The sequence below is a fragment of the Novosphingobium guangzhouense genome, assembly GCF_002896965.1.
Taxonomy (GTDB): domain Bacteria; phylum Pseudomonadota; class Alphaproteobacteria; order Sphingomonadales; family Sphingomonadaceae; genus Novosphingobium; species Novosphingobium guangzhouense.
Genome location: NZ_LYMM01000106.1, coordinates 63,980 through 73,578 on the forward strand (window position 1 = coordinate 63,980; position 9,599 = coordinate 73,578).

The 9,599-nt window shown below is 62.9% G+C and carries 16 protein-coding genes; 5 read left to right on the forward strand and 11 right to left on the reverse strand.

From position 1 onward, the window contains the following. The first annotated feature begins 44 nt into the window (after positions 1 to 44). Together A8V01_RS27320 and A8V01_RS27325 are read left to right on the forward strand one after the other, a co-directional pair. The gene (locus A8V01_RS27320; RefSeq protein ID WP_103099379.1) at positions 45 to 476 is read left to right on the forward strand and encodes an acyl-CoA thioesterase; all 432 of its coding nucleotides are present in this window, start codon (positions 45 to 47) and stop codon (positions 474 to 476) included. Next, the gene (locus tag A8V01_RS27325; RefSeq protein WP_103099380.1) at positions 473 to 841 is read left to right on the forward strand and encodes a (2Fe-2S) ferredoxin domain-containing protein; all 369 of its coding nucleotides are present in this window, start codon (positions 473 to 475) and stop codon (positions 839 to 841) included. The genes A8V01_RS27320 and A8V01_RS27325 overlap by 4 nt, the downstream gene beginning before the upstream one ends. Before the next feature lie 6 nt (positions 842 to 847). On the opposite strand, the gene A8V01_RS27330 is transcribed toward A8V01_RS27325, so the two are convergent. After that, positions 848 to 1,144, reverse strand: a complete 297-nt coding sequence (locus tag A8V01_RS27330) for a hypothetical protein (RefSeq protein WP_103099381.1) — start codon at positions 1,142 to 1,144, stop codon at positions 848 to 850. 132 nt (positions 1,145 to 1,276) lie between these two features. Between A8V01_RS27330 and A8V01_RS27335 the strand changes: the two genes are divergently transcribed. From A8V01_RS27335 to xth, 3 genes are all read left to right on the forward strand, one after another. Further along, complete coding sequence (locus A8V01_RS27335) at positions 1,277 to 1,702, forward strand: CBS domain-containing protein (protein ID WP_103099382.1); 426 nt, start codon at positions 1,277 to 1,279, stop codon at positions 1,700 to 1,702. A gap of 96 nt (positions 1,703 to 1,798) precedes the next feature. Continuing rightward, the gene (locus A8V01_RS27340; RefSeq protein ID WP_103099383.1) at positions 1,799 to 2,131 is read left to right on the forward strand and encodes a HesB/IscA family protein; all 333 of its coding nucleotides are present in this window, start codon (positions 1,799 to 1,801) and stop codon (positions 2,129 to 2,131) included. Continuing rightward, on the forward strand, positions 2,128 to 2,904 hold the full coding sequence (gene xth, locus A8V01_RS27345; RefSeq protein ID WP_103099384.1) for an exodeoxyribonuclease III: 777 nt from the start codon (positions 2,128 to 2,130) through the stop codon (positions 2,902 to 2,904). The genes A8V01_RS27340 and xth overlap by 4 nt, the downstream gene beginning before the upstream one ends. A gap of 211 nt (positions 2,905 to 3,115) precedes the next feature. On the opposite strand, the gene A8V01_RS27350 is transcribed toward xth, so the two are convergent. The 10 genes from A8V01_RS27350 to A8V01_RS27395 form a co-directional block, all read right to left on the reverse strand. Then, entirely contained in the window at positions 3,116 to 3,742 is a 627-nt protein-coding gene (locus tag A8V01_RS27350; protein WP_103099385.1) for a cell wall hydrolase, read from the reverse strand. A 199-nt stretch (positions 3,743 to 3,941) separates the two neighbouring features. Next, complete coding sequence (locus A8V01_RS27355) at positions 3,942 to 4,268, reverse strand: DUF1491 family protein (protein WP_103099386.1); 327 nt, start codon at positions 4,266 to 4,268, stop codon at positions 3,942 to 3,944. Next, a complete protein-coding gene (locus A8V01_RS27360; RefSeq protein ID WP_103099387.1) occupies positions 4,268 to 4,750 on the reverse strand; it encodes a PaaI family thioesterase in 483 nt (160 codons plus the stop codon). The genes A8V01_RS27355 and A8V01_RS27360 overlap by 1 nt, the downstream gene beginning before the upstream one ends. Next, the gene (locus tag A8V01_RS27365) at positions 4,740 to 5,201 is read right to left on the reverse strand and encodes a PTS sugar transporter subunit IIA (RefSeq protein ID WP_103099388.1); all 462 of its coding nucleotides are present in this window, start codon (positions 5,199 to 5,201) and stop codon (positions 4,740 to 4,742) included. The genes A8V01_RS27360 and A8V01_RS27365 overlap by 11 nt, the downstream gene beginning before the upstream one ends. Before the next feature lie 113 nt (positions 5,202 to 5,314). Beyond that, on the reverse strand, positions 5,315 to 5,887 hold the full coding sequence (gene hpf, locus A8V01_RS27370; RefSeq protein ID WP_103099389.1) for a ribosome hibernation-promoting factor, HPF/YfiA family: 573 nt from the start codon (positions 5,885 to 5,887) through the stop codon (positions 5,315 to 5,317). 25 nt (positions 5,888 to 5,912) lie between these two features. Then, the gene (dnaQ, locus tag A8V01_RS27375; protein WP_103099390.1) at positions 5,913 to 6,596 is read right to left on the reverse strand and encodes a DNA polymerase III subunit epsilon; all 684 of its coding nucleotides are present in this window, start codon (positions 6,594 to 6,596) and stop codon (positions 5,913 to 5,915) included. Between the two features lie 50 nt (positions 6,597 to 6,646). Continuing rightward, positions 6,647 to 7,234, reverse strand: coding sequence for a dephospho-CoA kinase (gene coaE, locus A8V01_RS27380; protein ID WP_103099391.1), 588 nt, complete (start codon positions 7,232 to 7,234; stop codon positions 6,647 to 6,649). A 38-nt stretch (positions 7,235 to 7,272) separates the two neighbouring features. After that, the gene (gene aroE / locus A8V01_RS27385; RefSeq protein ID WP_103099392.1) at positions 7,273 to 8,127 is read right to left on the reverse strand and encodes a shikimate dehydrogenase; all 855 of its coding nucleotides are present in this window, start codon (positions 8,125 to 8,127) and stop codon (positions 7,273 to 7,275) included. Beyond that, entirely contained in the window at positions 8,124 to 8,708 is a 585-nt protein-coding gene (locus A8V01_RS27390) for a Maf family protein (RefSeq protein ID WP_103099393.1), read from the reverse strand. The genes aroE and A8V01_RS27390 overlap by 4 nt, the downstream gene beginning before the upstream one ends. Positions 8,709 to 8,720: 12 nt before the next feature. Then, entirely contained in the window at positions 8,721 to 9,569 is an 849-nt protein-coding gene (locus tag A8V01_RS27395; RefSeq protein ID WP_103099394.1) for a pyruvate, water dikinase regulatory protein, read from the reverse strand. Positions 9,570 to 9,599 lie beyond the last annotated feature (30 nt).

Below are 9,599 nucleotides of genomic sequence, written 5' to 3' on the forward strand. Positions count from 1 at the left end.
CGTGGGCTGGACCTTGCCCCCTGCGCTTCCTACTTTCAGCGGGTATGCCAAAACCTGATCCCGCGCTGATCGACCCGGCGCGCTATCCCTTTTCCTGCCGCATCGAGCCGCGCTTCGGCGATCTCGACGTCAACATGCACATCAACAATGTGGCGATGGCCGGATTCCTTGAGGACGGCCGCGTGCGCTTTCACCGCGCCAGCCGCTATCGCGACGGGCTGGGTGGCTTGTCGTCGATGATCGTCAGCCTTGCCATCGAATATCTGGGCGAAGGTCACTATCCCGATGCGCTGACCATCCACACCGCGATCGAGCATGTCGGGCGGACCAGCCACGGTCTTGTCCAGCTGATGACTCAGGACGACAGGATCGTCGCCTTCGCCCGCTCGACCATGGTGACGGTAGGGCCGGATGGCCCCGCGCCGATGCCCGCAACTTTTGCCCAACAGGCAGAACAATGGAAACTGCGCCCATGAGCCACCACGCCATCGCCAAAGCCGAAGAAGCTTTCGCCAAGACCGGCAGCGACCTGATCCAGCGCCACATCTTCATCTGCGCCGAACCGCAGAAAGGCGAATGCTGCTCTCCCGAAAAGGGGCAGGCCGCGTGGAAATTCCTCAAGAAGCGGCTGAAACAGCTCGGACTCGACGGAAAAGGCGGAGTTGCGCGGACCAAGGCGGATTGCCTGCGCATCTGCCACGCCGGGCCGGTCGCGGTCGTCTGGCCCGATGGCGTCTGGTATCATTCCTGCAATGAAGACGTGCTGGAACAGATCATCCAGCGCCATCTCATCGGCGGCGAACCGGTGGAAGAATTCCGGCTTCACGCCCCGCGCGGATAAGCGCGCCTATTTGTAGGGATTATCGTCCTCAAGCGGGTCGACGATCGCCTCGTCGTGCCCCGTCCCGCTCGACAGGAAGGCAAGCCCCATCAGCGCCGATGCCAGCAGCATCGTAAAGCCAATCCCCAGCGCCGTCGCGATGTAGAAATGGATCGAGACCATCCCGTTCGACCGATAAAGCAGGATCACCGATCCGATCACCAGCCCCACCGTGATCGTCATCATCCAGCGCATGATGCGCAGATAGCGAGCCCAGGCATGGGCCGCCTTGTGCGGATCGTCGAGGGGAGAAGCCGGTATCATCGCGCCCTATCTGGCCCTGATGACGCCGCATCGCAAGCATCACGTGACGAGCGGTGCGCGGCTGTGATACGCTGCGCTACGGGGGCAAACTGCGGGAACAGAGGCTCCTTTCAACCACAGGGAGAGCTGACGATGACCATTGGTCGCATTATCGAAGGCCGCGACGCCGTGATCACCTGCGACGTCGCCATGTCCGTGCGCGATGCCGCCGCCATCCTTGCCGAACGCCGCATCGGCGCGGTGCCGGTGATGGAAAACGATGAAATCGCGGGAATCTTTTCCGAGCGCGACGTTATCTACAAACTCCGCGAGATCGGCCCCGCGGTGCTCGACATGCCGCTGGGCCACATCATGACCGCGCTTCCGGTGACGACCGAGCCGGAAACCTCGGTCATGGCCGCGCTGTCACTGATGACCCGCCGCCGCATCCGCCACCTGCCCGTCGTGAAGGACGGCCGGATGGTGGGATTCGTGTCGATCGGTGACCTCGTGAAATACCGGATCGACAAGATCGAGAACGAAGCCGCCGCCATGCGCGATTATATACAGACGGCGTAAGGGTTTCGACTGCCTCGACCTGAGCGGGGAAGGGCTGCGCCGGCTCCGCTCACCCTGTAGCTTGTGGAAGGGTCGCGCCGCGCCTACATCGGGGCCATGGAACAGCAGACCGTAACCCTCAGCCCATCGGCCGCCGCGCGCGTTGCCGCGATCGCGAGCAAGCAGGGCAAGCCCGCAATCCTGCGGCTTGCCGTCGAAGGCGGGGGCTGCTCGGGCTTCCAGTACAAGTTCGGTCTGGCCGACGCCCCCGAAGCGGACGACAGCGTCGCCGAGACGGACGGGGTGAAGCTCCTCGTAGACTCCGTCAGCCTCGATCTGGTGCAGGGCTGCGTGGTGGACTTCGTGGAATCGCTGGGCGGCGCCGCCTTCCGGGTGGAAAACCCGAATGCAGCGGCAGGCTGCGGCTGCGGGTCCAGCTTCTCGGTATGAAGATCTCCACCTTCAACATCAACGGCGTGAAGGCGCGCCTGCCCCGTCTGCTCGAATGGCTGGAGGAAACCCGCCCCGCGGTCGCCTGCCTGCAGGAAATCAAGACGCAGGACGAAGGCTTCCCGATCGCAGAGTTCGAGAAGCTGGGCTACAAGGGCATCTGGCACGGCCAGAAGGGCTTCAACGGCGTTGCCATCCTGGCAGACGGCGAAATGCCCGTCGAAGTGCAGCGCGGCCTTGATGGAGAGCCCGAGGACGAACATTCGCGCTATCTTGAAGCGCAGGTCTTCGGGGTGCGGGTAGTGTGCATCTACCTGCCCAACGGCAACCCGGTGCCCGGCCCCAAGTTCGATTACAAGCTGCGCTGGATGGAACGCCTGCGCCGCCGCATGGACGCGATCAAGGCAGAGGAAGTCCCTGCGATCGTCACCGGCGACTACAACGTCATCCCTACCGACCGCGATGTCTGGGCGCCCTCGGCAATGGCCGCAGACGCCCTGATGCAGCCGGAATCGCGCGACGCCTACTTCCGCCTGCTCGGAGACGGCTGGACCGACGCGCTGGCCACCCACAATCCGCGCGGCGGCGTGTGGACCTATTGGGACTATCAGGCCGGCGCCTGGCAGCGCGACCACGGTTTCCGCATCGACCACTCGCTGCTGTCGCCCGAACTGGCGGACCGGCTGGTGGCCTGCGGCGTCGACAAGGTTCATCGCGGGCGGGAAAAGGCCAGCGATCACGCGCCTGTGTGGGTAGAGCTGAAGGCGGCTTAAGCGAAAAAGGAACCTGGGGCCATCGCCCCAGACCCCCTACTGTCGGCCTTGCGCGCGCAGCATGCCTGTGCGCGCATTCATGGCCGCAATTCAAATCCCTGCAGCGCTGTCATCTCACACAAAATCGCCCCGCAGCGCAAAGGCGGCTGCAGGGCGTGACGACGGCAGTATAGGGTTCCGGGGCAATTGCCCCGGAACTTCCCCTAAACCTTCACCGATAGAAGATGTGGTTGTCCACCTGAGCCAGCTTCGTCAGCTTGCTCCAGCGCGGCGAGACGCGCTTGGCGTGGAAGAACAGCGCACCCTTGGCCTTGCTCTTCCAGACGCCGTCCTCGGCGATCTGGGCGATGGCCACGGCTTCCTGCCAGCTGGCCGAGCTTTCGCGGACGGCGGGCATGGAGCGGCCGCGCACGAACGAGAACTGCGAGGGCTGGTACACCACGCCGCAGTAGCTGGTCGGGAACCGGCCGGACTTGGTGCGGTTGACGATCACGCGGCCAACGGCAAGCTGGCCTTCCAGCGATTCACCGCGCGCCTCGAAGTAGATCGCGCCGGCAAGGCAGCGCATATCGCGCGACATCGCATCCGGCGTCTCCTGCTGAGACACCAGCTGCTGAAGGGAATCCGCATCGGGGGTGTCGGTTTCCTCGGCCTCGGTCTCTGTGGCGGGAAGCGCCTGCACGACCGGTTCGGAAACGAACTGCGGGGCGGGTTTCGTTTCTACCAGCGTCGGAATGAAATCCGATGCGGCTGCGCCCGAACCCGAGGCGCCTAGAAGAGCGGTGAGAACCGTCGCGGCCAGCGCGATCGCGCTTGCCCACTCAACTTTCTTTCGCATTCATACTTGGTCAAAGGCGGTGAACCGGTCCGACACAGGCTGGAACGGAATGCCAGGTTATGGCGTTCAGTATCCGTCGAGCCTGCCGACGATCCCCCGTCTGCGTGCTAGCAGGGCAACCGAAGTGCTGCCCACGCCGCTTTCGCGTCAGTGAAGGGGGCCTTTAGGCTGTGTGTCGGGTAAGTCAACCCGCACCAGATCAGGGCAGGATGAAGCGTTCAGCCTCTGCGCCGTCGAGTTCGACGATCCATACATCGGGATCCTGACGCTTTCTTCGATCCAGGTATTCCTGAAATTCGAAAGGGTTTTCAGGAGCCTGCATTCTGGAACATCGCCAGGGCCGGGTGCCGTCAAGTTCGGGCATTCGCTCATACAGGCGCACGTCTTTGCCGTTGTGCGATAGTACGACAAGAATCGTACCGGCGTCTTGTTCGCCCTTGGCCAGCACGGTTGCGAATCCCCCATCCGCATTTACGCGGCGGATCAGCCCGGCAACTTCAAGGTGAGCGGGAAGGCGGGAATCCATCAGCCCTGCGGCAGAGAATAGCCGGGGAGGCTGGACAGCGCGATGCGCGAACGCATGAACGTGCCGGTGCCGCGCCCGCACTCTTCACCATCTTCGTCCGTGAGCCAGGATTCCGCCACCATCACGCGACGACGGCCGCTTACCCAGCGCCCTTCGGCCACGATGCGCCCGCCCTTGATCGGCTTGGACAAGTGGAGGTTGAACGAGGTGGTCAGCAGGAAGCGATCCGTGACATGCGTATTGGCGGCGTAGAAGGCGGCATCGTCCAGCATCTTGAAATAGATGGTGCCATGCGCCGCGCCGGCTGCATGAAAGCAGTCCGGTTCGACCATGAAAGTGATGCGCGAATGCCCGTCCCCGACGATTTCCAGCTTGGAGCGGAACATCTGATTGATCGGGGCCGAGGCGTACAACCCCTCCAGCGCGCGCCAGTGAAGCCCTGCGCCGCCCTGGAAACCTTCGCCGGTGTCTTCAGGCGGCATCGCGGTCGATGACGTTGCTCAGCAGGCTGTAGAGCGCTTCGGTGCCAGGAGCGGCCAGCAGCGCTTCGTGCATGCGTTCGTCGCGCATCATGCGCGAGATCGCCGCCAGCGCATGAAGGTGAGTGGCACCCGCACCTTCGGGAGAAAGCAGGCCGAACACGAGATCGATCGGCATGCCGTCTGCGGATTCGAATTCCACTGGCGATGCCAGACGCATGAAGACGGCGACGGGTCGCGTCAGTCCGGCCATGCGCGCATGGGGTATCGCGATGCGTCGGCCGAAACCGGTGCTGCCCAGTTGCTCACGCTCCGTCACGCGCGCCAGCACGGCCTGATGGTCAAGACCATAGACTTTGGCGAACTGACCCGCGAGGCGGTCAAGGATGATGTCCTTGCTGTCTGCGTCGAGCGTGATGACCGCCTCTGGCGACAGCGAAAAAAGCCCACTCATTGTGTTTCTGATACTAGACCGGTTGCCAACATTGCATACTCCGAAACCCCCGGCGTGAAACCGGGGGTTCGTTTCTTCCTCTCATTGCGATCAGAAGCTGTGCGCGAAAAGCGTCAGTGCGGTTCGACCCAGCCGATCGACCCGTCACCGCGGCGGTAGACCATATTATGCCGCCCGGTGCCAGCGTTTTTGAAGAAAAGCGCCGTGGTATTACGCAGGTCGAGCATCATGACTGCGTCGGAAACGGTGGCTTCGGGAATATCGACGCGGGTTTCGGCAATGACCACCGGAGCATCGGTTTCGACGTCATCGGTGTCGTTATCGGCCACGTTCTCTTCGAAGATGGTGTAGGCCGCTTCTTCCGCCGCATTCGCATGGGCGGTCTGCTCGGAGCGGTCCTTGAGCCGGCGCTTGTAGCGGCGCAGCTGCTTGTCGATCTTTTCGGCCGCCTGATCGCAGGCGACATGCGCATCCTGCGCCATGCCGCTGCCCTTGAGCACAAGGTTCTGCATCACGTGCATGATGATGTCGCACTTGAACGCCCCGGCCGGCGCTCGGCCGAAAGTGACGTGAGACGACAGCGCCCGGTTGAAATACTTCTCGATGATCGCCGTGAGCTTGTCGTTGGCGTGGACCTGCAGGGCCTCGCCGGTTTCGACCTGGTGACCAGAGACGCGAATATCCATGGGCGTTTCTCCTTAGACTTAGAGTTCAGGCACCCCAGAGCGGGGTATCGACCGATTCAAGAAACGCTGCGTGGGCAACGAGTTCCTCCTCGGTAGCCGCGTGGGGACGCGGCTGACGAAAGATACGGTCCTTCTTGTTGAGAACCTTGATTTCCGTCACGATCTCAGCGGATTCTGCGGAAAGTTCGAGGCCGATCTGGCGGCCTCCGCGCAGTTCCACGTAAACTTGGGCAAGCAGTTCGGAGTCCAGCAGCGCGCCGTGCTTGGTACGGTGGCTGCGATCGATCCCGTAGCGGGTGCAGAGCGCATCGAGCGACAGCTTGGCGCCCGGATGGCGCACCTTGGCCAGCGCCACGGTATCGACCATGCGCGTCATCGCCACCGTCGGCAGGCCGCAAAGCGCCAGTTCGGCATTGATGAAGTTGAAGTCGAAGTTGGCGTTATGCGCCACCATCGGGCTGTCTTCGATGAAGGCGAGGAATTCCTGCGCACAGGCCGAAAACAGCGGCTTGTCGGCCAGGAATGCATCGGACAGGCCATGAACGGCTTCCGCCTCTGCGGGCATAGAGCGTTCGGGATTGAAGTAGGCGTGATAGGTCCGGCCGGTCAGCACCCGGTTGACCATTTCGATGCAGCCGATTTCCACCATGCGGTCCCCGTTTTTCGGGTCGAAGCCGGTCGTTTCGGTGTCGAAGATGATCTCTCTCATCCCTCTCCATATCTGCCTGTGCGCCCCCATGTGCAAGGGGCTGGAGAGGATTATTCGGCTCGTCTCAACGCCCGCACGATGCCAGCCACCTGTTCGCGCGTCGCATCCAGCGTCAGGCCCGTGTCGATGATGAAGTCGGCGCGGGCGCATTTTTCCGCATCGGGCACCTGAAGTGCCAGAATCTGTTCGAATTTCTCCACCGTCATGCCGGGCCGTGAAAGCACGCGACGGCGTTGTTCCTCCGCCGGGGCAGAGACTACCGCCACCGCATCGAGGCCCTTTTCACTGCCCTTTTCATAAAGCAGCGGAATGTCGAAAACGACCAGCGGCGTCTCTGCATTGTCGCGCAGGAAGTCCCCGCGCATCGCTGCCACGGCCGGGTGGACGATTCGCTCCAGCGTCGCCAGCTTGTCCTTGTCCTGGAACACGACCGCACCCAGCAGGGGTCTGACGACACCTGACTCATTGGTTGTGCCGGGAAAGGCGGCTTCGATCAGCGGCACCAGCGCGCCGCGCGGCCCCTCCAGTTCATGGACCGCCGCATCGGCATCGAATACCGGCACGTCCAGATCGCGCAGCATCTGCGCAACCGTTGACTTGCCCATGCCGATCGATCCGGTGAGGCCCAGAATTTTCATGAGCGAACTTTCATGAGCGAACTTTCATGAACGCATCATCATGACAGGATCAGCTGGCGCAAGGCGCCATCGCGATCGCGGGGAGGGCGTGCTCCGAAGAAGTGCGTGAACGCCGCGTCCGCTTGCCCGATCAGCATGGAAAGACCGTCTACCGTCGCAAACCCCGCGGCGCGCGCATCCTGCAGGAACCGGGTGTCGAGCGGGCTGGTGACGATATCGTAGACGACGCTGCGCGGCGGCGCATGGCTGAAGTCGAAGGACAGCGGCGGTTGCCCGGTCATGCCCAGCGGACTGGCGTTGATGACAAGGTCGAAGCACTGTTCGCGATCGTCGAAGGCGAAATCGGTGGCATCGGCGAAGTGATCCAGACCGATGGCATGATGCTCACCGCCGGGGGCGAGTTCATCGAGCATGGAGCGGGCCTTGGCCGGATCGCGCCCCGCAAGGACGATGACGAAGTGTTCCTTGGCCAATGCAGCGATGATCGCCCGCGCAGCACCGCCAGTGCCCAGAATGCGGGCCATGCGGAACAGGTGAGTCTTGCCCAGTTCTTCGCGCACCGGCTCCAGAAAGCCCGGTGCATCGGTGTTGTAACCCGTCAGCGTACCGTCAGCTTCCCGCACCACGGTATTCACCGCACCAATCTGCGCGGCGAGGGGGTCCAGCCGGTCCATCAGCTTCAGGATGGACAGCTTGTGCGGCATAGTCACATTGCACCCGCGCCAGTCGGGATCGGCGCGACGCCTGGCCAGATAGTCGCCAAGGTCTTCCAGCTTGACGAGGCAGTGATCGTATCGCCCCTCGATCCCCAGTTCGGAGAGCCAGAAGTTGTGGATCGCGGGCGATTTGGACTGCGCGATCGGATCGCCGATCACTTCGGCATAGCGTGTCATCGCGTCAGCACTCCCAACCGGCGCAGCGCCGCCTGCACTTTGAGAAGCGGCATGCCCAGAATCGTGAAATAATCGCCTTCGATCTTCTCGAAAAGCTGAACGCCGCGCCCCTCGATACGGAACACGCCAACGCAGGCGGCAACTTCGGGCCATTCCTCATCGAGGTAGCTTTCGATGAAGGCATCGGACAAGTCCGCTACGTGAAGCTGCGCCACCGCGTTTTCGGCCCAGAGCACTTCGCCGTCCCGCACCAGAGCAGCCGCGCTGTGCAGCTCCATCACTTTGCCCGAAAAGAAGCGCAGATGTTCGGCCGCGTTCTCCCTGCTCGTCGGCTTGTCGAAGCGTCGCCCGCCGCAGAACACAAGGGAATCGCTGCCAAGCACAACCGCCCCCGATGTTTCACGTGAAACATCGTGGGCCTTGGCCCTGGCCAGTTCCAGCGCGACTTCGGCCGCCGGAGCGTCACCCAGCGCCGCTTCGATGCCGCGTTCATCGACATGCGCAGGCTGCGCGTGAAAGGCGATGCCCGCCGCTTCGAGCATGGCGCGGCGCGAGCCGCTCTGGGATGCGAGAACGATCATGATAGTCTTTCGTCAGATGGGCTTGGGGCCGACCTGGCCGGTTTGACCCGCAGCCTTGCGTTCGTTGAAAAGGTTGATCACCGCCGCGGCGGTTTCCTCGATCGAGCGGCGGGTGACGTCGATCACCGGCCATGAATTGTCGGCGAACATCCGGCGCGCATATTTAAGTTCGCTTTCCACCGCATCGGTCGCGACATAATCGGTATCCGGCGACTGGCTGAGCGAAAGCAGGCGGTTGCGGCGGATCTGGATGAGGCGATCCGGCGCCGTCGTCAGCCCGACCACCAACGGATGGCGCAGGCCGAACAGCATCGGCGGCGGCGGGCTTTCCACAACGATCGGGATATTCGCAACCTTGTACCCGCGATTGGCCAGATAGATCGAAGTCGGCGTCTTGCTGGTGCGCGATACCCCGGCCAGAACGATGTCGGCCTCTTCCCACTCTTCCCACAGGACGCCGTCATCATGAGCAATGGTGAACTGGATCGCATCGACGCGCGCGAAATAGGCATCGTCGAGCCGGTGCTGGCGGCCGGGCCGACCCTTGGCTTCCTGGCCCAGCAATGCCTCTAGCGCATCGGTCACGCCATCGAGCACCGCGATCGCGGGCAGACCAAGCTGCTGGCACTTTTCCTCAAGCCGCCCGCGCGTTTCCTCGTTCACCAGGGTGAAGAAGACGAGGCCGGGATTGGCCGCGATTTCGCCCATGATGCGGTCGAGGTGCTGCTGCGAACGGACCATCGGCCAGAAATGCCGGAGCACTTCGCCGTCGTCGTCGAACTGCGCCAGCGCCGCCTTGGCGATCATCTCCAGCGTTTCGCCGGTGGAATCTGACAGCAGATGAAGGTGGAAACGCGCCATGCCGGCTCAGGGCCTCCAAAGGGCAGGGGG

Bases quoted from the DNA above. Each gene is read 5' to 3' on its own strand.
- A8V01_RS27330 (WP_103099381.1), bottom strand. From the start codon at position 1,144: ATGATACCGGCTTCTCCCCTCGACGATCCGCACAAGGCGGCCCATGCC.
- dnaQ (WP_103099390.1), bottom strand. From the start codon at position 6,596: ATGAGAGAGATCATCTTCGACACCGAAACGACCGGCTTCGACCCGAAA.
- A8V01_RS27325 (WP_103099380.1), top strand. From the start codon at position 473: ATGAGCCACCACGCCATCGCCAAAGCCGAAGAAGCTTTCGCCAAGACC.
- A8V01_RS27320 (WP_103099379.1), top strand. From the start codon at position 45: ATGCCAAAACCTGATCCCGCGCTGATCGACCCGGCGCGCTATCCCTTT.
- A8V01_RS27350 (WP_103099385.1), bottom strand. From the start codon at position 3,742: ATGCGAAAGAAAGTTGAGTGGGCAAGCGCGATCGCGCTGGCCGCGACG.
- A8V01_RS27360 (WP_103099387.1), bottom strand. From the start codon at position 4,750: ATGCCGCCTGAAGACACCGGCGAAGGTTTCCAGGGCGGCGCAGGGCTT.
- aroE (WP_103099392.1), bottom strand. From the start codon at position 8,127: ATGACACGCTATGCCGAAGTGATCGGCGATCCGATCGCGCAGTCCAAA.
- A8V01_RS27340 (WP_103099383.1), top strand. From the start codon at position 1,799: ATGGAACAGCAGACCGTAACCCTCAGCCCATCGGCCGCCGCGCGCGTT.
- coaE (WP_103099391.1), bottom strand. From the start codon at position 7,234: ATGAAAATTCTGGGCCTCACCGGATCGATCGGCATGGGCAAGTCAACG.
- xth (WP_103099384.1), top strand. From the start codon at position 2,128: ATGAAGATCTCCACCTTCAACATCAACGGCGTGAAGGCGCGCCTGCCC.
- hpf (WP_103099389.1), bottom strand. From the start codon at position 5,887: ATGGATATTCGCGTCTCTGGTCACCAGGTCGAAACCGGCGAGGCCCTG.
- A8V01_RS27390 (WP_103099393.1), bottom strand. From the start codon at position 8,708: ATGATCGTTCTCGCATCCCAGAGCGGCTCGCGCCGCGCCATGCTCGAA.
- A8V01_RS27365 (WP_103099388.1), bottom strand. From the start codon at position 5,201: ATGAGTGGGCTTTTTTCGCTGTCGCCAGAGGCGGTCATCACGCTCGAC.
- A8V01_RS27395 (WP_103099394.1), bottom strand. From the start codon at position 9,569: ATGGCGCGTTTCCACCTTCATCTGCTGTCAGATTCCACCGGCGAAACG.
- A8V01_RS27335 (WP_103099382.1), top strand. From the start codon at position 1,277: ATGACCATTGGTCGCATTATCGAAGGCCGCGACGCCGTGATCACCTGC.
- A8V01_RS27355 (WP_103099386.1), bottom strand. From the start codon at position 4,268: ATGGATTCCCGCCTTCCCGCTCACCTTGAAGTTGCCGGGCTGATCCGC.